This is a genomic window from Alphaproteobacteria bacterium (assembly GCA_016870095.1).
GTDB lineage: Bacteria > Pseudomonadota > Alphaproteobacteria > Paracaedibacterales > VGCI01 > VGCI01.
This window is the reverse complement of record VGCI01000001.1, coordinates 310,720-333,508: the sequence shown is the minus strand read 5'-3', so window position 1 is coordinate 333,508 and position 22,789 is coordinate 310,720. Positions and strand designations below refer to the sequence as shown.

Genomic DNA, 22,789 nt, shown 5'->3' with positions numbered 1-22,789 from the left:
AGGTTTTACAAGAGACTTTGCCGCAGTTGCAGGTTCGCCTGCAGCCGTTGAAACAGAAGGATCTGCGGCAGCTAATTTACCTGACTTCTTCTTTTTTGCTGGGAGTGGCGGTGGAGCAATGGGTGCTTCCACAACTGAGGCATTAGCTGCTTCTGCGCTCAGATTCGTCGCATCTGATTTTTTCTTCGCTCTCTTTGCTATCTCTGCCTGTAAATCTTGATCTGTAGGTTTTACAAGAGACTTTGCCGCAGTTGCAGGTTCGCCTGCAGCCGTTGAAACAGAAGGATCTGCGGCAGCTAATTTACCTGACTTCTTCTTTTTTGCTGGGAGTGGCGGTGGAGTTGGAGCGATTGGCGCATTGGCTGTTTCTGCGCTCGGATTCGTCGCATCTGATTTTTTCTTCGCTCTCTTTGCTATCTCTGCCTGCAAATCTTGATCTGTAGGTTTTACAAGAGACTTTGCCGCAGTTGCAGGTTCGCCTGCAGCCGTTGAAACAGAAGGATCTGCGGCAGCTAATTTATCTGACTTCTTCCTTTTAGCTCGCGGCAATGGGGGTGGTACAACTGTTGAAGGTACAATTGCTGCATCAGGTTGTCCTAGATTGCTGGATTGAGGCTCTACAACAGGGGATTGCTGAATCGGGGTTTGTTGTACAAAGGATTGTTGTGCCGGCATTTGCAAAGCGGGCGGCTGTTGAGTTTGAAATTGAGGTGTTTGAGTTTGTTGCGGTGAAAACTGCTGCCCAAAATTTGACTGAGGAATTTGAATTTGACTCCCTTGTGTGTTAAAACCAACTCTTCCTTGCGCCGAGAAACCTGCTTGAGAATTATTCATTGGATTTCCATAAGACATCTGGTTCCCATAAGGCATTGCCCCCATCTGACCGCCAAATTGCATTGGATTCCCATAAGACATTCCCCCCATGTAGGGAGATCGATTCATCATATTGGCATTATATTGATTGGTCATGGCTTGCTGAGTCAGAGCTTGTTGCATACCCATATTTTGAGAAGCAAGCCCGTAGTTTTGTGCTGCCTTAGCTTGGGCTGTTGTTGCGCCTGTCGTAAGGGCAGTCGTTGCCACATTGGCATTTGCCGTTGTGTTGGTATTGGCTATACTTCCAATCGTTCCAAACAAGGCCGCAGCGTCACTTCCTCCAGCCGTAGCAGGAGCTGCAGTACTTTGAGCTGCCATATTTGGTTGAGACATAGGTAAAGGGGGCGGTGCCGCAACCTGTTGTGGATATTGTTGCATCTGGGGTTGAGGTGGGTAAGGCATTGGTGCAGGCGTTGGTTGCGGATATTGTTGACTTGGATCCATGTATGAAGATTGGCCTGTTCCGTAGGGATCCATTCCCCCCATGCCTAATTGACCTGATAATGAATTATCCATCCCTAAACCTGATGGATCCACACCATATTGTGAATCTGGATCTGAATAGGAGCTATCATAACTGGAATCATAGCTTGAACCATCATTATAACCACTAAGGGATGGATCATTCATTCCCATAAGGGAGCTTGAACCTTGCGTTTCACCACTGAGAAAGATAGATGAAAAAATGAAAAGTATTGAACCAAAATATTTTGCATATTTATTCATTAAAGCCATCCTCAAGCGGATAATTACAACATAAAATCCTCCTATTATCTTATTATAAAATGTATTAATGGCCCGTTAATGGTATATCGACTACTTACTGATTACTCAGTACTTTAACTCTAGTTTTTGTTGCGATGAAATGTTTGTAGATTATCATTTTAAATATCCAGGATAGGGAATGACAAAATTTTATTTCTTATATGAGCCCCATTGACTTTAAAGATGTATGGCCACCTTTTCCAATAATGAGGTGATCATGCACTTCAATACCTAAGTGACGAGCAGCTTCTTGAACTTTTAAAGTCATTTCAATATCTCCTCGTGAGGGCGTTGGGTCACCACTGGGATGATTGTGAACAATGATAAGTGCGGAGGCGCCTAACTCAAGAGCGCGTTTTACAACTTCTCGAGGATAAAGCGGAGCATGATCTACTGTCCCGGTTTGCTGAATTTCATCGCCAATAATTTTGTTTTTGCGATCCAAAAATAGCAATCGTACACTTTCTATCTGATCATACGCCATTGAGGCTTTGCAATAATCTAGAACACTTTGCCAACTGGCAAGTAAAGGTTTATCGATGACTTCTTGTTGCAGTACATTAACCATGAGAGTTTGTATGAACTCAATCACATGTAAAGCAGATACCCCCACACCTGGTGTTTCTAAAATTAACCCTTTATCTGCTCTGAAGAGAGCGGCTAAAGATCCAAATTTTTGAAGGAGATTTTTGGCAATTGGTTTTACATCACCACGAGGTATCGCTAAAAATAAAAGCAATTCTAAAAGCTCATAGTCTGCAAGACCCTTGCCTTTTGCTTGGTCAAACTTAGCACGCAACCGCGCTCGATGCCCATGAAAATGGGGCATTTGGCGGGGTGAAGATTCACTTTTCTGAACGCGTAAAGATTTCGTAGCCATTTGTTGTTACACCCAAGGAGTGTTCGAATTGCGCGGAAAGAGACTTATCTCGCGTCACTGCCGTCCAATTATCAGATAAAATTTTGACTTCATACCGACCTGCATTAATCATTGGTTCAATTGTAAAAAACATCCCCTCTCTTAGCTCAAGGCCTTGTCCGGGTTTGCCAAAGTGAACAATATTGGGAGGGCTATGAAATATTTTTCCAAGGCCATGACCACAAAAATCGCGTACGACAGAAAATCCCTGCTTTTCAACAAAGGATTGAATAGCATATCCAATATCCCCAAGAGTAGCGCCCGGTCGAACAACTTCAATCCCTCGCATCATCGCTTCATAAGTGACGTCTATTAATTTCTTTGCTCTCACCCCAACCTTACCCACAGTAAACATACGACTGGTGTCGCCATGCCAACCATCTACAATAACCGTGACGTCAATATTCAAAATGTCACCATCCAAGAGTTTTCGATCTCCCGGAATACCGTGACAAACAACGTGGTTAATTGAAGTACAAATAGACTTTGGAAACCCTCTATATCCTAAGGGAGCGGGAATAGCACCTTTTTCAACAATAAATTTATGACATAACTGATCCAACTCTTCAGTGGTAACGCCTGCTTTTACAAAAGGAGTAATAAAATCTAAGGTTTGCGATGCCAATTTGCCGGCTTTGCGCATTCCTACAAAATCTTCAGCCCCATGGATGGTAATATCATTGTTTTCCTCTTCCTCACCATGGTCGTGGTCACAAGGGCCCTCATGATGGTGATGATGCAAGCGTTTTCCCATTCCAAACATAAAATATCTCAATTCTCTAAAAGGTTAATGCGTTTCATTCTATAGAACTTTAAATAAGAAAGAAAGCGAAGGATTACAAGCGTTTTGAGTCAACAAATCTTTTGGCCTCTTCCCATAATTCAAGCATGATATCAAAAGATTGATTTTTTAATGAATCATAACCCCGAACTTTCATTATAGTTTCAAGAGCATCAAGGCGTCCCTGAAATTTATTTGCCACATCCGCTATGATTTTTTCAATATCTAGTCTTTCATAAACACTCAAAGATAAAACAGATAATAGCAAATCTCCAACTTCCTCTTGAAGCCTATCATTGCCTTCTTTCAACGTGAGAGATTGACGAATCTCATCACATTCACTTACGACTTGATCAATGATTGCCAAGGTATTGGGCCATTCAAAGCCTAACGCTTCTGCTTTGAGTTCAAGGGAGATCAGTTTTTGCAATGAGCTCATAGCTTACTCCTGAATGGTCAGGCAAACCTTTTCCCAAGGGAGACGGGGCTTTGGTTAAGCTTGAAGAGGGTAATAGGGTTTGAATCATAGCCCAAATACGTTCAAATACGCGGCATAAAGCACCATTTGCCATAACATTACAACTTGTAATTAAAGGATCTAAAACCACATTCAACGCAAGAATAATGGCGATCATTTCCGGTGTAAAATTAAGATAAGATTCATAAATTGGCAACATAATAAAGATCGCACCCCCAAGGACAGCTGCAGTAGCAAATCGGGCAAGAACGAATACGCTACTAAACAGAAGCCACGTCATCATGTCAGGGTTATGGCCGAAAAAATGTCGATAGATTAAAAAACATAGAAAGGTGTTTGCAAAACAATCTCCAATTTGCTGTATGTTCGTCGTCGCTGGAATTATGGCTTTTGCCAATAACGGATTATGAAGGTTTTTAGCAGATCCTTCAATCGTCCAGGGCATAGTGGACATACTGCAACTGGACGTTAAAGCCATTCCCCCTGCCGGGAGCATATTTTTAATATTTGACAGAATACGGGTTACAGAAAATCCGGCTCCGAGGAAGAATAGAAATATTAGATATACAAATAAAAATGCCGTTAGCCACATAACCAAAACAGCATAATGAGTCATTACATGGTCAAGTAGTTTTGTTTGAATCATATGGGCAGCAAATCCCAAAACAAAAATCGGGATAAGCTGTGCAAAGACACGCGTCAGTATCCATTCAACTGTGTTCTTACCCTTTTTCAGGAAAATCTTTAATTGCGAACCTTTAGTAAAAGCAGAAAATATTCCCAATACAAGGCCAATAAAAGCCCCTTTTTCCGTAGACCACCAGCGGGGGCGATCGAACGGTATACGCCATAATGCATTAAAATCACTCTCTAAGCTTGTGGCTTTAATTAAGGGCAAATAGTCTGCAGCAAATGTAGCACTTCCAAAAGCATACCAAACACTCGAGAAGTTTGAGCATGTTTCAAAGATCAATAAAACAAGAACAAAAAGGGGAGCTTGTCGTTCAAAGGAATTAACCGTGTAAGCAATAAAAAATCCGACGGTTAAAGGCATAATCCATATTAAGGTATCCTTCATAAATAAACTTATTGTATATAATCCTTCATGGATTTCACGGGGCAAATAAGGGGCAATCAATACATAAGCTACGAGAAAAAGGATCGTTTGAATGCTCCTTTGTTTAAGAGAGTCCCACAACGTTACAAGAAAATTATCCATAAACAAATACCTTAGTTGTTATCCAGCTTTATGTGCCCTATTAAGAGAACTACTGTAAAATACAGGTTTTAATATTACTTGTCACCAAAGATCGGTTACATAAAATAATATATTCCCCTTAATGGCTTAATTTCCATGCATCCATGTGTCCACAAACTGTGAAGCCCGCGTGACAGCCTGTTCATTTATATTTGTGAGATATCCTTCTTCCTTTAATGCAGCTAGAATCGCTTCTGTCGCCACATTTCCCGTGGCTTTTTCGCCATTTTTACCCGTTGCATAAGGGCACCCCCCTAGCCCATAAATCGCTGAATCAACAATACGAATACCTTGGCGTAAGGCTTCAAGAACATTCTGGATCGCACCCCCATAAGTATCATGACAATGAATGGCCAATTTTTCTACCGGCACCTGATTTCTTACAGTTTTAACAAGTGTGCCAATTGTTTGAATTGTTCCCTGCCCAATCGTATCCCCCAAAGAAATTTCAGCACATCCTAAATCCATCAAGCGCCAAGCAATATTTCCAACAACATCTGCAGAAATTGCTCCTTCAAAAGGACAAGCAATGGAACAAGAGACATAACCTCGCACTCGAATTTCCTGATCTCTCGCTGTCTTCATGAGGGGCTTAAAGCGCTCAAAACTTTCATCAATTGAGCAGTTAATATTTTTTTGGCTAAAGGTTTCTGAAGCGGCTGTAAAAATTGATATTTCATGAACACCTGCAGCAACCGCCTGTGCCATTCCTTGTTCATTGGGAACGAGCACAGAATAGCGACAAGTCATATTTTGTTGAATTTGACGATAGACAAGGTCTGTATTCGCCATTTGAGGAATCCACTTTGGCGAAACAAAACTGCCCACTTCAATTTCTGCAAAACCGCAATCTGATAATAAATCTATGAGTTGAACACGCTGTCCAACTGTCATGATTTTTGATTCATTTTGAAGTCCATCACGTGGACCAACTTCAACGATGCTAATAGCTGGCTTGGTCATAAAGCTAAATTATTTCCATAATTGTCATCTAGAAAACACTCATCTTCATCCTATCACGGAGTAGATTGAGAAATAGGACTTTTTTTAAAGAAGACCTTTTAGTCGAATCAATTCAACTCCCTCATCGCAAAAATCCCCGGATGAAAATGGAAGAAGATCTACAATACCATTGTGGGGTGCTCGAATCGTATGTTCCATCTTCATTGCTTCTAAAACAACCAAGGGTTGGCCCGCTTCAACCATTTCATTCAAGGCCACCATGACTGAGACAATGCGTCCAGGCATAGGTGAGGTAAGAGGAGCAGATCCTTGATTTATGATCTCTTGCTGCGAAGTCAATGTTCCCAATTTCAAGATATAAAACTCATTTTCTAAACTCACATGAATTTCCTGATCTTTCTTAACAATTTTACCCTGATATTTTTTTCCATCGATTGAAACATCAATTTCATTACCCAACGAAATGCGGGGGAAGTGAGATTGATAATTTTTGCCCTCAAAATGAAGCGCCAATTTACGTTGTTTTGGGAGAACAGAAACAGCTTCTTTTCCTTGAAGGGGAAAATAATGAACGGGGGGAATATTGAGGCGCCAACCATCCCCCTGCTCCCAAGGTGATACGTTTGGAGCGCGTAAATTATGATCATATAACCATAATGCAGCTAAGAGATAAGCAACTTCTGGTACATTCTTCTTGAGGTGATCAACATACCGATCAATAAAATCAATATCAGGTGCCCTCGTTAATACCTCGGGATGACTCAGCAAATTTTGAAGAAAGGATTGGTTTGTTCTTATTCCCTTTAATTGAGTTTCAAATAAAGCATCTGATAACCCTTGCAAAGCTTCTTCGCGGTTTTTTCCCCAAACAATCAACTTAGCAATCATCGGATCGTAATATATGGTAACCGCATCGCCTGCACGACTGCCTGTATCAACACGCAGATTTGTTTTAATGGGGAAATTCAGCTTTGTAATTGTTCCTGTTGAGGGTAAAAAGTTATTTTCTCCATCTTCAGCATATAGTCGAGCTTCAACAGCATGCCCTTGCGGATATTGCACTTCTTGCAAAGATAAGGGTTCTCCCGCAGCTACGCGTATCTGCCACTCCACAACATCTATCCCCAGGATTAACTCCGTAACGGGATGCTCGACTTGTAATCTCGTATTCATTTCCAAAAAATAGAATTCACTGTCGTGGGTTACTAAAAACTCTACTGTTCCCAAGCCTTCATAAGCAACTAACTTTGCAATGCACAAGGCGGCTTCATGAAGTTTAGTCCGTAAAGAAGAGGAAAGATTAGGGGCAGGAGCTTCTTCAATGACTTTCTGATGGCGGCGTTGTAAGGAACAGTCCCGATCAGACAAAACGATACATTTTCCAAAAGAATCTCCAAAATTTGTACTTCTATATGACGAGGTCGAACCAAGTACTTTTCCAACATAACCTGATCATTACCAAATGCAGCCATCGCTTCACGTCTGCAAGCCGCCAAAGCGTCATTAAATTCGCTGACTTCATTGACCCGACGCATCCCCTTCCCACCCCCACCGTAAGAAGCTTTAATCAGCAAAGGAAATCCTAGATTTTCTGCTTCATTAAGTAGATCCCCTTCTCCATGATATCCGCAAATAACCGGTATGTGAACAGACTCAGCTATAGATTTTGCTTGAGTTTTTGATCCCATTACGCGAATGGCTTCAGATGAAGGTCCAATAAAGATTAAACCCGCTTTCCTTACCTCGTCAGCAAAATCTGCATTTTCAGACAAAAAACCATAGCCGGGGTGAATTGCCTCAGCACCATACTGAAGAGCCGCTTGAATAATAGCATAACCATTTAGGTAACTATCCCTTGCCTCAGGGGTCCCAATGACCACGGCCTGATCGGCCATTTGCATATGGAGAGTGTCTTGTTCTATAGAAGAGCCCACTGCAATGGTTTCGATACCAAGACGATGGCATGTCGCTTGAATACGGCAGGAAATCTCCCCCCGGTTTGCAACCAGAAGCCGCTTAATACCGTTTATTTGACACTCTTTCACAAGGCCCATGAGGGTGTCCGTTTTGCTAAAAATGCTTCTATTCCTTCTTTACCTTCAGCAGATAATCGAGCCGAAGCAAGCCGACGCGCTGTTTCCTTGTGAGTTGATGAATCGATGGGTCGAGATTCAACGAAACGAATCAATTCTTTTGAAGCTTTTATAGCCGCCGGACTTCCTTTGAGAATAGATACAGCTAATGTCTCAATTGCTGCTTCCAACTCCCCTTGCATTACGACTTGGTGGACTAACCCGAAATGCAGAGCATCCCCAGAACTCATACGGTCTGCAGTTAAGACATAGCGACGAGCCTGCCGTTGCCCTATGGCATTAATAATATAAGGGCTGATCGTGGCTGGAATGAGACCCCATTTGACTTCCGAGAGACAAAAAACAGCCTCTTTTGCACAAACAGCAATATCACAAGCGGCGATTAACCCAACACCACCACCAAAAGCGGCACCTTGTATACAAGCAATCGTTGGTTTAGGACAAGTATCAATAACGTCGAGTAACTGTGATAGTTTCATCGCATCTTCAATACTCTTATCTTGAGACAAAGCTGAAACCCGTTTCATCCAATTCAAATCGGCACCAGCACAAAAAACTGTCCCATTAGCTGCCAACACAATTGCTCTTACGGATGGATCTTGGCTAAGTTTGAGAAAAGCTTTGGTTAATTCCTCAATTGTTTTTTCATCCAAAGCATTGTGCACATGTGGGCGATTCAATGTAATTTTAGCAACACCTGTTAACTCTTCCATAAATTCATGGATTATGAGTGGTGTCATCGAGGTCGTTTCGGATTTTGCTCGCGTAGACATTCTTAACTCTCTTTCGTAAAAACTACAGTCTGAAAACACCAAATTTTGTGGTTTGCGTATGATTTTGCTGGGCAAGTGCCAAACCTAATCCTAAAACACGACGTGTGTCTTGAGGATCAATAATGCCATCATCCCAAAGGCGGGCCGAAGAATAATAGGGATGGCCTTGTGTTTCATATTGTGTTTGGATCTGAGCTCGAAATTGGGCTTCTTGAGCTGAATCTCTTGTCTTGCCTTTGGCCACGTCTGCATCGGTTTTTATCTGATTCAAAACCATAGCCGCCTGCTCACCCCCCATCACAGATATGCGCGCATTTGGCCACATCCACAAAAAACGAGGTGCATAGGCACGCCCACACATAGCGTAGTTACCAGCTCCAAAACTTCCCCCGATAACAACTGTGAATTTCGGAACAGCTGCACAAGCAACCGCATGAACTAATTTGGCTCCATCTTTGGCAATACCTCCAGCCTCATATTTTCGTCCCACCATAAAGCCACTAATATTTTGCAAAAAAACGAGAGGAATATTTCTTTGGCAGCACAATTCTATAAAGTGAGCCCCTTTTTGAGCACTTTCGGAAAATAATATGCCATTATTGGCGATAATGCCTACCCAATGCCCAAATATACGAGCAAAACCACAAACCAATGTTGCACCATATAGAGGCTTAAATTCATCAAATTCACTACCATCTACTAAACGAGCAATAATTTCTCGTACATCATAGGGATGTTTTAAATCTTGACTCACTATCCCATACAAATCAGAGACATCATAAAGCGGGGACTGAACATCTTTTAAAAACTTAACTTCGCTACGGTTTAAAGAGGCAACGATTTGTCGGGCCATACTCAAGGCCTCTCTATCATTTTTTGCAACATAGTCCACAACGCCTGAGGATCGAGCATGCACACTAGATCCCCCTAACTCTTCAGCTGAAACTTCTTCACCGGTTGCGGCCTTTACTAGTGGTGGCCCGCCTAAAAAGATTGTACCCGTTTTTTCCACAATTATTGACTGATCTGCCATTGCTGGGACATAGGCCCCACCAGCTGTACACGAACCCATTACAACAGCAATTTGAGGAATACCCGCAGCTGACATATTAGCTTGATTATAAAAAATTCGGCCAAAATGATCGCGATCCGGAAAAACTTGATCTTGGTTAGGGAGATGCGCACCGCCAGAATCAACCAAATAAAGACAGGCCAAACAATTTTCCCTAGCAATTTCTTGTGCACGCAGATGCTTTTTTACTGTTAAGGGAAAATAAGTCCCGCCTTTTACTGTCGCATCATTGGCTACAATCATGCAGGGTTGATTCTGAATCATTCCAATACCTGTCACAAGGCCAGCTGCGGGGAGAGCTTCATCATAAACATCGTAAGCTGCAAGTTGAGAAAGTTCGAGAAACGGACTACCCGCATCTATCAAATGATCGATACGATCACGAACAATCATTTTACCTCGGGCTTTATGTTTCGCCTCACAGGCTGGCCCGCCACCTTGAGCTATGAGAGCAACTTTATCTCGCAAATCTGCCACCAAAATCTGCATTGCCAGTTTGTTTTTCTGATACTCTTTAGATTTTGGCTCTACCAGGGTCTGCAACACAGTCATCACTTTGAACCCATTTTGTTATAAAAAATTTTCAATAAACTCTCTTAAAAAATTCACGCTGCATTCTAAACTCGCACAAAGGCAAGGCATACAGAAAACATCTTAATAAAAGTATAGAGAATTTTTCGTTAAATAGAAGTTAAGGAAGAAAGCGCTGAAAAAAAGCTTTATTGAGTACAATCACAAAGACTTTTTCTAATGCCTCATGCGGTAGGCATCAAATTCCCGAAACGGGTTAAACTACCCTCAAAATAGAGTCGAACGGTCCCAACAGGGCCGTGGCGCTGTTTGGCGATAATGACTTCAGCTTGATTCGCAATTTGATTCATGCGAGCTTGCCACTCTGCATGCTTATCGGTACCTTCAGGAGGTTGGCGGCGCACCTCATAGTATTCTTCTCGAAATATGAACATAACCACATCAGCATCTTGCTCAATGGATCCTGATTCTCGCAAATCTGACAATTGGGGACGCTTATCCTCACGTTGTTCAACAGCACGAGACAATTGCGAAAGGGCAATTACGGGCACATTTAATTCCTTGGCCAAAGCTTTCAAAGCTCGGGTAATGTCTGAAATTTCTTGTACACGGTTGTCCTGTCGGCGGTTTGAACCACCAGATTCCATAAGTTGAAGATAATCAATTACAATCAAACCAAGACCTTCTTGACGTTTCAATCGTCTGGCGCGTGTTCGCAAAGCCGATACACTTAAAGCCGGCGTATCATCAATAAATAACGGTATGGAACTCAAACGCCTGCTCACCTCAACAAATGTTGGAAAATCTTCAGCTCGAATCTCTCCTCGTCGAATTTTATCAGATGAGACACCCGACTCAGACGCCAAAATACGGGTGGCAAGTTGTTCAGCTGACATTTCAAGAGAAAAGAAAGCCACAGATGCCCCATTTTTGTTGGCTTCCATAGCCGCAATTGCCGCATTAAAGGCAATATTTGTTGCCAAAATTGTTTTCCCCATAGAAGGGCGTCCCGCAATAATAAGCAAGTCGGAAGAATGAAGCCCTCCTAGCCATTTATCTAAATCCAGCAAACCGGTTGTTACACCCACAATATGGCTATCTCGACGATAAGCGACTTCTGCCATTTCAATAGATCCGGTCAGCGCATCGCGAAAACTCTGAAACCCACCAGAAACATTGCCCGATGTGGCTAAATCAAATAACTTCTTCTCAGCTTCTTCAATTTGTTGCACAGCATTGATATCTAAATCATGTGTTCTGGCCGTAAGGACCATATCCTCACCGATTCCCATTAATTGACGGCGCAAGAAAAGATCGTAGATCAATTGACCATAATCCCCAACACTGATGATAGAGACCACACTTTGAGCAAGATCAATTAAGTATCGTGCTCCCCCAACGGGCTGCAAAGCTTCGTTTTTATCAAAATAATCTTTTAAGGTAATGGGGTCTGCAACTTGTCCGCGTTCAATGAGACGCACAATGGCTTCAAAAATTTGACCATGTATAGCGTCTGCAAAATGAAGGGGACGTAAAAAGTCTCCCACTTGCTCCAAAGAGCTATTATTCAGGAGAAGTGCACCCAATATGGATTGTTCAGCCTCCAAATTGTAAGGAGGTGCGTCCCCCTCAAGTTGAGAAGGTCTATCCACGGCAGTAATACTGTCGCTGCGTATAATTGTTAATTCTTGAGTCATAGTTATACTTTTAACAGAACCCCACCTATTTTGAATAGCCCTGTTAACTCCGTTTTAAGAGAATCATTCCTATAATTATTTAGAGATTCTCGAGGAACTAACTGGATAAAAGATGAAAAGCAATTTGATGAATATTTTTCGTGTCATACTGTTGATAGTAATTATCCCTACCGGCACGACAAAAGCCATGCTTCCTTTTCCCCCTCTTTATACGCCACAATACTATCAAACAAATCCTGCATTTAGAATGGATCCTCAAAGGCGTTTCGCTGTACAACAAGCCTTCATTTGGGCTGAAAATGCTTTCCGACGCAACCATTATATTTGCCGCAATCGAAATGAATGCCTAAATCTTGATTTAAGATCTTTAACGAGTTACATCTATACTTATCCGATGCATCCCGCAACTTTAATATTTAAAAATATTTATACAATTATTAGTCAAGACTCGCAGCAGCAAAAATTTGTCAGTGAATGGGTTGTATTTCAAAGCTTATCCCCCATTCGTCAAATGGAGTATCGCAATGGGCTTCGTGTCACCCCGATCCAACCACAATATGTGAGAGCTCCCTGGGGATCAACTTGGGTCTCAACACCTGGCTTTTTTAATCAAGATGATGTTTTGACTGATCTCATTCAACAATTAGGTCACAACCACAGAAACTGTGATAGATATGTAAATTGCTTAAGAGGCGATTTGCAAATTGTTACAAATTTGATGAATCGACTTGCTCCCCTTGATCCGGTCAGAATAACTTTGTCAAACGTAAGACAAAATATCAGCAGGCTTGCGGAGACAAAGATATTTAATACATCTCTTTATTTATCATTGTACAATCCCTTAAGCCCTTCATGGAATGATGTGCTTAAGAAACAAAAAGCGAAAAAATTAGCGGGATATGGATATATTGAATGGCAACAAATAGAAAAGAATACCCGCGCCACCAATTGGCGCAGCCCTAGATTTACAAATGGAACGCCCATTCAACAACCTCTACCCTATGGCAGCAACCGACCGTACTAGATCTATTGAAATATCTAAGACGAAATCAAGCTGGGATTCTTTTCCTTGGGAAATTTATTTTTTATTTGCTGAAAGTTTAATAACCCCACCAATAAATAGAAATAAATAAGAACAACCAAACTACGTCAACAAAATGCCAATACCAGGCAGCCGATTCAAACCCCACATGATGATCAGGCGTAAATTCAAACCGATAAGCCCGAAACCAACAGACCATTAAAAAAAGGGTCCCCACAATTACATGAAAACCATGAAAGCCCGTCGCCATAAAAAAAGTTGACGGATAAATGCCTCCCTTAAAGGAGAAAGCGGCATGAGAATATTCAATAGCCTGCACTGTCGTAAATAAGAGTCCCAAGCCAATAGTGACCCCCAAACCCGTTAACACGTCTTTTCGATTATTCTCCAGCAAGGCATGATGAGCCCATGTTATGGTCGTCCCGGATAATAATAACAATAGCGTGTTAAAATAGGGCAAATGAAAGGGATCAAAAGGAATAATATTTTTGGGCGGCCAAACAGAACCAATAGCTTCTGTAGGGGCCAAAGCTGCATTGAAGTAAGCCCAAAAGAATGCAACAAAAAACATAATTTCTGAACAAATAAACAACAGCATACCAACACGCAAACCCCGTCGTACAGCTTGGGTATGTAAACCAGGAGTGTTGCCTTCTCGCACAACGTCTCGCCACCAACCAACCATAGTCAAAAGGATCATAAACACCCCTACCGGAAAAACTCCCTTATCAAGACCATGCATTGCTAAAACAGCCCCTACAGCTAGGACTAAAGAAGAAAGCCCCCCCACGAAAGGCCAAGGACTTGGATCAACAAGATGGAATGAATGCTTTATAAGACTCGTTGTCGTTTCTGGCACCGAATTCCCTCCAACTTTCCCTCTGCTTTGACTTTGAGTCTTATCTTCAAAATTAGCCATCTGATTCATTCCTTTTCCAAAAAGATTAAGATCAGTATACAAAACTTGAAGTTAATTATATCCTACTATTTGCCCATAATCCAAGATAGCTTTGACTGTATCCACGCCCCAAACCCACGACTTTCAGAGGATTTTGTAAGGCTCTTATCGGCTACAATGGGGGTTGGTTTTGCCCACCACCATTCCAAAGTATTCGTTCCTACTAATGGATTGAAAGGCGGAAATTCAACTCTATCCGCCCAATAGGCCCAATAAATTGTATTATCATAAAACATGGGAACAAAGTAATGACGTCCCATCACGACACGATCCAATGCGCGAACAGCAGCTACATGTTCCTCAGCTGATTTTGCGTTAACCACATTTTCAGCAAGGGCTTCAACTACAGGATCCTTCATACCAATATAATTGCTGCTTCCTTTTACATCGGCATTTTTTACACTAAAGTAATAAACTTGCTCATTGCCTGGGCTGAGAGAATTTGACCATAAATGACTGATCATATCAAAATCAGACTCCCCAACTCGCGCTTCATATTGTACAGAATCCACAAAACGTAAGCGCAAGTTAATCCCGAGTTGAAGAAGATTTTGTCGGAAAATTGTGAGAAATCTTTCTAAACGGGGATCTTTATACATATACTCAATAACCAAAGGTTCTTTCGTTTCTTTATTGATACGTCGTATAACATTTTGCTGCGTCACAGGGTCTTTTTCTGTGACAACAACCCACCCAGCTTCATTTAATAGTTTATCTGCTGCTTCTAGATTTTCACGCGCATCCCCGTCCCCTTTTGTCGTTGGAGCCCTATAGCCATATTGAAGTAAATCTTTTGAAATACTATCTTTATAGGGGGCTAAATACTTTAATTCTAACCCTTGAGCTGGACCTGCGTGTGCGAGATGTGTATTCGCAAAAAGGCTAGTTGTGCGCTGATAATCATCGTTACAAATCATTTTGTTCACGGTTTCCCAATCAAACGCTAAACCAATAGCTTGTCGGACTCGAATGTCTTGAAACAAAGGGCGTCGCATATTAAAGATTGATGTGCGAACCGTCACAGGTCTTTTATGCTTAGCTTCAACTTTTAAGATTTTTCCCGATCGAACGGCAGGAGTATTATACCCATCTCGCCATTGTTGAGAATTTACCTCAAAAAATGCATCAAATTCTCCCGCTTTAAACGCTTGAAACTGAGCTTCTGCGTTTTTGTAATAATCGAGCTGAATAATGTCAAAATTGTATTTCCCCTTATTAACGGGCAAATCCTTACCCCAATAATCTTTAACTCTTTCGTAAGTAATTGAACGTCCGGGTTCGGCCTTAACCACTTTATAGGGGCCACTTCCTAATAAAGGAGTCATGCCGGTTTCCCGAAAATTTTTTCCCTCATACTGTTTCTTGGAAAAAACGTGTAACATAGAGGTAATTAAAGGAATTTCAGGATCATAGTCTCCCGTTTCTGTTTTTTTGAAAGTGAGCTTAATTGTTGTTGGATTGATAATATCAATTTTCTCTATTTTGCCATAAAATTGCCGATACCGGGGCAATCCTTGTTCTTTCAACATTTCATAGCTAAATTTCACATCTTCTGCTGTGATTGAGGAGCCATCATGGAATTTAGCAGCGGGATTCAGATAATAAATTATAGATGAGTTATCAGCCGCAAGATCAACTTTTTCTGCTATAAGCGCGTATAGAGAAAAAGGCTCATCCACCGCTCTTGTCATTAAAGAGTCCATAGTTAAAGAACCACTCTGAATAGCAAGAACAACAGGGGGAATTCCTTTAGCAATGTATTGATTTAAGGTATCAAATGTTCCAAAAGTCCCCATTTTTAGTTTACCCCCCTTAGGAGCTTCGGGATTAACATATGAGAATGCTTTAAAGTCAGCAGGATACTTTGGGTTACCAAATCGAGCCAAACTATTTTTAGGTTCTGCCGAGGTTGCTGAAACACCCAGCATGATCATAAGGGAGATATTGCGAATCCATAATTTCATATTTTTGTAACCTTATTATTTGTTGAGTTTAAAAAAAGTGTAGGAAAGGGTTATGGTGTTTACATCTTTCAAATCTGGATCGCTAGCAAAGTCAGGATCAATAAAAAACTGAACTGGCATTTCGACCCGTTGTTGGGGGGATAATACTTGCTCCTCAAAGCAAAAACAAGCAACTTTATTGAAGTAAATCCCTGCTTTATCAGGAGTAACGTTATAGGTAGCCATACCACATACCGGCTGATCTGACCAATTTTGAGATTCATAAAATGCTAGCGCATTTTCACCAACCTTAACTTTTATCTCCGTTTGGAGAGGACGAAAGTGCCACGGCAAGTCTCGATGGGTATCGCCATTAAAGCGAACGGTAATGATTCTATCTATGACTTGAGTCGAGGCACTTTCTGCTCTCTGGGTAGTCCCTCCATATCCGGTTTTTTGACAAAACATTCGGTATAAAGGCACGGAAGCATATGCCAGGACTAACATTGTTACACACACGCCTGTCAGAACAACACCCAGGTTGCGTGTCGCTACCATTGCCCCAATCGCGCGAAGGAAATAAAGTATAATAGGAGAGAAAAACCACCCAAAGCGTAAAGCATGGCTTTATTGCGAAGAGCTAGTTTAGTGTTTAAAGAATTTTTCATAGACATATCCGATCCATAGTCATCACCAAAAATAAAGCAAATAAATACACAATAGAATAGACAAACAACTGCACGGCAATTTTAGGATTACCATGACGCATGACTCGCAAGGCTAAAATCATAAATCCTACCCCCAGAAGACTGGCTATTCCCCCATATATCCACGTAACCATCCCGATAATCGATGGTAATAGGCTCATGAAAAATAACAAAAAACTATACAATACAATTTGGCGTTTGGTTGCTGCAATACCAGCCGTAACAGGTAGCATGGGTACGTCGGCCCGCGCATAGTCTTGGTGATTATAAAGCGAGAGCGCCCAAAAATGAGGGGGAGTCCATAGGAAAATAATACCAAAAAGTATCCAAGCTTCCATGGGTGCCGTTTGTGTTACAGCACACCATCCAATAACAGGGGGTAAAGCGCCAGCTGCTCCGCCAATAACTATATTTTGTGGCGTCCAACGCTTCAGCCACATTGAGTAAATTACGATATAAAATAGAATAGTGGTTGCCAATAAGGCTGCGGCAAACCAATGAATAGCCACACCCATAGTTATCACAGATAAAACGCTCAAAATGACTCCAAAAGATAGAGCACTATCAGGATCGATACGACCCGCAGGTATAGGACGCTTTTGCGTACGACTCATGAGTTTATCTATGTCCCTATCCCACCACATATTTAAACAACCAGCAGCTCCCGCTCCCACAGCGATTGATAAAATTGCTGTGAAGGCCAGTAGGGGGTGAATAGTACCAGGTGCCATTAAAAGTCCGCACAGACCAGTAAAAACCACCAGAGACATGACTCTGGGTTTTAAAAGATCAAAGTAGTCTTGAACGTCAGCCTCATAGGGTGGGTTAAAAGTCGCTACAGCTATTGTCATATCAATTTCCTATTTAATAATCGGCTGATATTTAAAGGTATGGAAGGGTGGCGGGGAGGAAACATCCCACTCTAAAGTGGTTGCCCCATCGCCCCAAGGATTTGCGGGACATATTGCTTTATCCTTAAATAGCCGATAAATGATATAAAAGAAAAATAGGGCCGAGAAACCTGAAAGAAAAGCTCCAAGGGAAGAAACATAATTCCAACCGGCAAAGGCATCTGGATAATCCGGTATACGTCGTGGCATGCCCGAAAGCCCTAAAAAGTGCATGGGGAAAAATAGTATGTTAACACCCAAAAAAGTCAGCCAGAAGTGAATGTTTCCCAAACGTTCATTATATTGGTAACCTGACATCTTCCCAACCCAATAATAAAAGCCTGAAAATAGCCCAAAGACCGCCCCCATGGATAGTACATAATGAAAATGAGCCACAACATAGTATGTATCATGTAAAGACATATCCACTTCACCATTGGCAAGCACAATCCCTGTTAAACCACCGATCGTAAACAATAAGACAAACCCAAGCGCAAATTTCATCGGCACTCGAAATGATATCGCTCCTCCCCACATGGTTGCAATCCAGCTAAAAACCTTAATGCCTGTCGGAACGCCTATAATCAAAGTGGCAACGGTAAAATAGGCACGCGTGTTGGCACTCATCCCTACAGTAAACATATGATGCGCCCATACAACAAATCCTAATACACCAATGGATACCATTGCATAAGCCATACCCAAATAACCAAAGACGGGTTTACGAGAAAATGTAGAAATCACCGTACTCACAATACCGAATGCCGGCATAATCATAATGTAGACTTCCGGATGACCAAAGAACCAGAACAAGTGTTGGAACAACACAGGATCTCCCCCACCTGCTGGATCAAAAAACGTGGTTCCAAAATTTCTATCCGTAATTAACATCGTAATCCCCCCTGCTAACACAGGAACAGACAACAGCAACAGAAAAGAGGTAATGAGCATGCCCCAAATAAATAGAGGCATTTTATGAAATCCCATACCAATGGTGCGCATATTAAAAATTGTTGTGATAAAATTGATCGCACCTAAAATCGAAGATGCACCCGCCAAATGGAGACTTAATAAGAGAAAATCAACCGCCGGCCCGGCATGGCCAATGACAGAACTCAAGGGGGGGTAAAAGGTCCATCCCGTGCCTGCACCCGTTCCAACTGTACCGGCTAAAATTAATAAGATTAACGACGGCGGCAAGAGCCAAAAACTTATATTATTCAATCTGGGAAAAGCCATATCGGGTGCCCCAATCATTAAGGGAATAAACCAATTCCCAAAGCCTCCAATAAGAGCAGGCATAACCATAAAGAAAATCATTAAGAGGCCATGAGCAGTAATAATCACATTATAAAGTTGATGGTCCCCGCCTAATATCATGCTGTTGGGATACATGAGCTGCAGCCGAATGATCATAGAAAGAGTTCCACCTAGCAATCCGCCCACCATGGCAAATATCAAGTAAAGCGTTCCAATATCTTTGTGATTTGTTGATAGCAGCCAACGACGCCACCCTGTAGGATGATCGCTTCCATGGTGAATTTGGCCTTGTACGTTATGGTCTGCTTTTTGGCTCATTTTTTCTGATCCTTATTCGATTCTTGAGTTGTAACCTCAGGCGTTTTTTGACTTCCTGCCCCTTTTGTTTCCGGCACTTTTTTATTGCTTTTTAATTGTACCCACGCTTCGTAATCTGGTTTGGAAACGGCTTTAACATGAATAGGCATGAAACCATGTTTAACACCACACAATTCAGAACATTGACCATAATAATTTCCGATTTTTCCTATACGAAGCCAAGTTTCGTTTAATCTGCCCGGTACCGCATCTTTTTTAATTCCCAAGGCAGGAACTGCAAAACTATGAAGCACATCTTGAGAGGTAACCAAAATACGAACTGTCGTATCAATCGGAACAATAATCGGATTATCTACAGATAGCAGGCGAATTTGATCAGCCTTTAGATCCTTTTCTTCAATCATATAACTATCATAGCTAATTTGGGTTTCAGGATATTCATAAGACCAGTACCATTGATGTCCAATTGCCTTCACGGTCATGGTAGCATCTTGTGCCTTATCGAGAGAAAAGAGCAATTTTAGGGAGGGAATAGCAATAGCAATCAAAATAAACACAGGGATGATTGTCCAAACGACCTCTAACAAACTATTGTGTGATGTCTTGCTGGGAATCGGGTTACGAGAAGCTCGGAAACGAACCATAACATACCCCAATAAAACAATAACCAGCAAAGCAATGAGGGTAATAATGACCAACAGCAGATCATGCATATGGCTTATACCCTCCATCATCGGCGATGCAGCGGGCTGAAATCCTAACTGCCAGGGTTTCGGAACCGAAGCCAAAGTTGGACAAACCATGCCAAGTATTAACCCCCATGCTTTTATAAGATAAGATCCATATAAGGGGTTTAAGATAGATTTTATACGTTTCTTAAAAAGCTGCATTCATATCTGCCTAAATTTAATTTCTCACCATAAGCATTTTGACGCTAACGCCACATAGACACAAGAGGTTATAGTGAGAAAAAATGGGTACAGATTTTTTATGTTTATATTATTTCTACAATGATATAAATAAATTAATGACTTACATCTAAAAAATATTCAGCAATCACTTCTTCATTGACATCACTCAAATTTGAGGGACTCCAGGAGGGATTTTGATCTTTATCAATAAGTAAGGCTCGAATCCCTTCAAGAAAATCATGTTTTGCCACGCAGTGCTGACTCACCTGAAAGTCTAACGCCAAAACATCCCTTAAGGACATTCCTTTGTTACGTCTTATCATTGATAATGCCAATTTTAAACTCGTCGGCGACTTCTTCCAGCTCTTCTTTAACCATTCACGGGCAACTGAATCTGATCCTTGCTGAAGAGCTTCAAAAATCTCCTCAATGGTGGAGAATGAAAAGCAGCGATCAATAAGATTGCGATGGGTTTGTAAGAAACAATCGCTCTGCCCGCCCGCTGCGTCTTGCAAAATATCATCAACTTCTTCCTGGGATTGCGCTTCAGTTAAGGCATTGTAAATGGCTTCAACATCCCGAGATGCGAGGTGATGGGTGGCCAGACCAGCATAAAGCGCATCTTCACCTGAAATACTCTCCCCCAATACTCCAAGAAAAGTTCCAATTTCCCCCGGACATTGATTGAGAAAGTAACCTGCGCCCACATCTGGGAAAAAGCCAATATTGGTTTCCGGCATTGCTAAGAGGGCTCGTTCGGTTACAACCCGATGACTGCCATGAATAGAAAGTCCTAACCCCCCGCCCATGGCGATGCCATCAATAAGGGATATATAGGGTTTTGGGTAAATACTGATCATAAAATTAAGAAGATATTCTTCTTGAAAGATATTTACTGTTAACTCTTTATCGCCCTGTAAACGTGCATCGTAAACAGAACGAATATCTCCCCCAGCACAAAAGGCTTTATCAGTACTGCTTCGAATCAGAATGGTTCTTACATGCTTATCATCTTTCCACCTTAATAAGTTTTGTGTAATTTGGCGAATCATATCCAAAGAAAGGGCATTTAAAGCTTTTGGACGATTTAAGGTAATGACACCAGCATTGCCCTCAATTTGGCACAAGATTTCTTGATCATCAGCTGGTTTAGCGGAGGGCACAAGGGTCATTCTTTAAACGTCTCAATCAGTTTACGGGCAATAATAACCCGCATAATTTCATTTGTTCCTTCGAGAATTTGATGAACACGCAAATCTCGCAAATAACGTTCTACCTGAAAATCCTTAATATAGCCATACCCCCCATGCAATTGAAGAGCATCATTTGCCACTTTAAATCCTGTATCTGTGGCCAGTCGTTTGGCCATAGCACAGAAAAGGGTAGCGTCAGTATTTCCCTTATCCAACATGCATGCCGCCTTATGAACCATTAATTGTGCAGCAGCCAATTCTGTAGCCATATCTGCTAGTCGAAATTGGGTTGCTTGAAATTCGTTAAGTTTGTTGCCAAATTGTTTTCGCTCATTGGCATATTTTAAGGCAAGTTCTAAGCAAGCTTGCGCACCCCCTAAAGAACATGCGGCTATATTTAGCCTTCCCCCATCAAGACCATTCATTGCAATCTTAAATCCATCGCCTTCTTCGCCTAAACGGTTTGCAACAGGTACACGAACACCATCCAACACAACCATCGTTGTTGGTTGGCAACGCCACCCCATCTTATCTTCACATTTCCCAAAGCTTAATCCTGGCGTATCTTTTTCAATTAAAAACGCGGTGATACCTTTTGCCCCTGGCTCTCCAGTCCGTGCCATACATAAATATAGATCACTCACCCCTCCCCCAGAAATGAAGGCTTTTGTACCCGTTATTTTGTAAAAATCACCCTCACGTATGGCCTTAGTGGCAAGAGATGCGGCATCACTTCCAAACTCCGGCTCTGTTAAACAGTAACTTGAAAGCCATTGCATGGTCGTTAATTTAGGTAACCATTTCTGATGTTGGTTGAATGATCCATACCGATCCAGAAGATATGACACCATATTGTGAACAGATAGGTAACCTACTGTGGAAGGACAACCTTTAGCTAATTCTTCAAAAATCAATACACTATCTAAACGTCCTAAGCCACATCCCCCAAACTCGGGGCGAACCATTATCCCTCCAAATCCTAATTCAGCCGCCTTTCGTAAAGTGGGAACGGGAAAAATTTCCTCCCGATCCCACGTACTCGCAAAAGGGGCCAATTGGTCGTTGGCAAAATTTCTGGCTAAGATTTGGAAAGAAGCTTGTTCTGGTGATATTGAAAAATCCATGAGGCCCCGCAATCGAAATGCTTATCCACTGAATATAATACGTAACATTAGCGTATAAACTTTAAAAATCAGTCAGATATTTCCTGTCTCTCATTTCCTAAATTGATTTTCGCAATGATACTGACTTTAAGTCCACAAAAAAATATGTTGTTTTTTGAGAAATATAGAAAATGGCATTGCTTTAAATAATGACAATCACATTAAGTAAAATATCCTTGAAAGACTTATGAAGGGTCT

The 22,789-nt window shown here is 41.6% G+C and carries 20 protein-coding genes; 1 reads left to right on the top strand and 19 read right to left on the bottom strand.

The window, feature by feature from the left end; genetic code table 11:
• From FJX03_01490 to FJX03_01440, 11 genes are all read right to left on the bottom strand, one after another.
• Nucleotides 1–1,602: hypothetical protein (locus FJX03_01490; GenBank protein MBM3632370.1), on the bottom strand; the 1,602-nt coding region annotated here is incomplete at its 3' end.
• 196 nt (nt 1,603–1,798) lie between these two features.
• Entirely contained in the window at nt 1,799–2,521 is a 723-nt protein-coding gene (gene radC / locus FJX03_01485) for a DNA repair protein RadC (protein ID MBM3632369.1), read from the bottom strand.
• Nucleotides 2,487–3,314, bottom strand: coding sequence for a type I methionyl aminopeptidase (map, locus tag FJX03_01480; protein MBM3632368.1), 828 nt, complete (start codon nt 3,312–3,314; stop codon nt 2,487–2,489). The genes radC and map overlap by 35 nt, the downstream gene beginning before the upstream one ends.
• A gap of 82 nt (nt 3,315–3,396) precedes the next feature.
• On the bottom strand, nt 3,397–3,780 hold the full coding sequence (locus FJX03_01475) for a nucleotide pyrophosphohydrolase (GenBank protein ID MBM3632367.1): 384 nt from the start codon (nt 3,778–3,780) through the stop codon (nt 3,397–3,399).
• A complete protein-coding gene (locus tag FJX03_01470) occupies nt 3,749–5,038 on the bottom strand; it encodes a dicarboxylate/amino acid:cation symporter (protein ID MBM3632366.1) in 1,290 nt (429 codons plus the stop codon). Before FJX03_01470 ends, FJX03_01475 begins: the two co-directional genes overlap by 32 nt.
• Before the next feature lie 126 nt (nt 5,039–5,164).
• A complete protein-coding gene (locus FJX03_01465; GenBank protein MBM3632365.1) occupies nt 5,165–6,040 on the bottom strand; it encodes a hydroxymethylglutaryl-CoA lyase in 876 nt (291 codons plus the stop codon).
• 84 nt (nt 6,041–6,124) lie between these two features.
• Complete coding sequence (locus tag FJX03_01460) at nt 6,125–7,408, bottom strand: hypothetical protein (GenBank protein MBM3632364.1); 1,284 nt, start codon at nt 7,406–7,408, stop codon at nt 6,125–6,127.
• A complete protein-coding gene (locus FJX03_01455; protein MBM3632363.1) occupies nt 7,282–8,094 on the bottom strand; it encodes a hypothetical protein in 813 nt (270 codons plus the stop codon). Before FJX03_01455 ends, FJX03_01460 begins: the two co-directional genes overlap by 127 nt.
• Nucleotides 8,082–8,906: an enoyl-CoA hydratase/isomerase family protein gene (locus FJX03_01450; protein MBM3632362.1), complete on the bottom strand. Its 825-nt coding sequence runs from the start codon at nt 8,904–8,906 to the stop codon at nt 8,082–8,084. The genes FJX03_01455 and FJX03_01450 overlap by 13 nt, the downstream gene beginning before the upstream one ends.
• Nucleotides 8,907–8,928: 22 nt before the next feature.
• A complete protein-coding gene (locus FJX03_01445) occupies nt 8,929–10,530 on the bottom strand; it encodes a methylcrotonoyl-CoA carboxylase (protein ID MBM3632361.1) in 1,602 nt (533 codons plus the stop codon).
• A gap of 203 nt (nt 10,531–10,733) precedes the next feature.
• A complete protein-coding gene (locus tag FJX03_01440; protein ID MBM3632360.1) occupies nt 10,734–12,206 on the bottom strand; it encodes a replicative DNA helicase in 1,473 nt (490 codons plus the stop codon).
• A gap of 112 nt (nt 12,207–12,318) precedes the next feature.
• Here FJX03_01440 and FJX03_01435 point away from each other — a divergent pair, with 112 nt between their 5' ends.
• Nucleotides 12,319–13,230, top strand: coding sequence for a hypothetical protein (locus tag FJX03_01435; protein ID MBM3632359.1), 912 nt, complete (start codon nt 12,319–12,321; stop codon nt 13,228–13,230).
• A 76-nt stretch (nt 13,231–13,306) separates the two neighbouring features.
• Here the strand turns inward: FJX03_01435 and FJX03_01430 are convergent, their stop codons facing one another.
• From FJX03_01430 to FJX03_01395, 8 genes are all read right to left on the bottom strand, one after another.
• Nucleotides 13,307–14,167 carry a cytochrome c oxidase subunit 3 gene (locus tag FJX03_01430; protein ID MBM3632358.1) on the bottom strand — a complete coding sequence of 287 codons (861 nt, stop codon included), beginning with the start codon at nt 14,165–14,167 and terminating at the stop codon, nt 13,307–13,309.
• A gap of 65 nt (nt 14,168–14,232) precedes the next feature.
• Nucleotides 14,233–16,170: an ABC transporter substrate-binding protein gene (locus FJX03_01425; GenBank protein MBM3632357.1), complete on the bottom strand. Its 1,938-nt coding sequence runs from the start codon at nt 16,168–16,170 to the stop codon at nt 14,233–14,235.
• Nucleotides 16,171–16,185: 15 nt separating this feature from the next.
• Nucleotides 16,186–16,707, bottom strand: a complete 522-nt coding sequence (locus FJX03_01420) for a cytochrome c oxidase assembly protein (GenBank protein ID MBM3632356.1) — start codon at nt 16,705–16,707, stop codon at nt 16,186–16,188.
• 106 nt (nt 16,708–16,813) lie between these two features.
• A complete protein-coding gene (locus FJX03_01415) occupies nt 16,814–17,707 on the bottom strand; it encodes a protoheme IX farnesyltransferase (GenBank protein ID MBM3632355.1) in 894 nt (297 codons plus the stop codon).
• Between the two features lie 9 nt (nt 17,708–17,716).
• Nucleotides 17,717–19,324, bottom strand: coding sequence for a cytochrome c oxidase subunit I (ctaD, locus tag FJX03_01410; protein ID MBM3632354.1), 1,608 nt, complete (start codon nt 19,322–19,324; stop codon nt 17,717–17,719).
• The gene (coxB, locus tag FJX03_01405; GenBank protein MBM3632353.1) at nt 19,321–20,127 is read right to left on the bottom strand and encodes a cytochrome c oxidase subunit II; all 807 of its coding nucleotides are present in this window, start codon (nt 20,125–20,127) and stop codon (nt 19,321–19,323) included. Before coxB ends, ctaD begins: the two co-directional genes overlap by 4 nt.
• 221 nt (nt 20,128–20,348) lie before the next feature.
• Nucleotides 20,349–21,407: an enoyl-CoA hydratase/isomerase family protein gene (locus tag FJX03_01400; GenBank protein ID MBM3632352.1), complete on the bottom strand. Its 1,059-nt coding sequence runs from the start codon at nt 21,405–21,407 to the stop codon at nt 20,349–20,351.
• Nucleotides 21,404–22,552 (bottom strand): acyl-CoA dehydrogenase, encoded by a 1,149-nt coding sequence (locus FJX03_01395; protein MBM3632351.1) that lies wholly within the window; start codon nt 22,550–22,552, stop codon nt 21,404–21,406. The genes FJX03_01400 and FJX03_01395 overlap by 4 nt, the downstream gene beginning before the upstream one ends.
• Between the last annotated feature and the right edge of the window lie 237 nt (nt 22,553–22,789).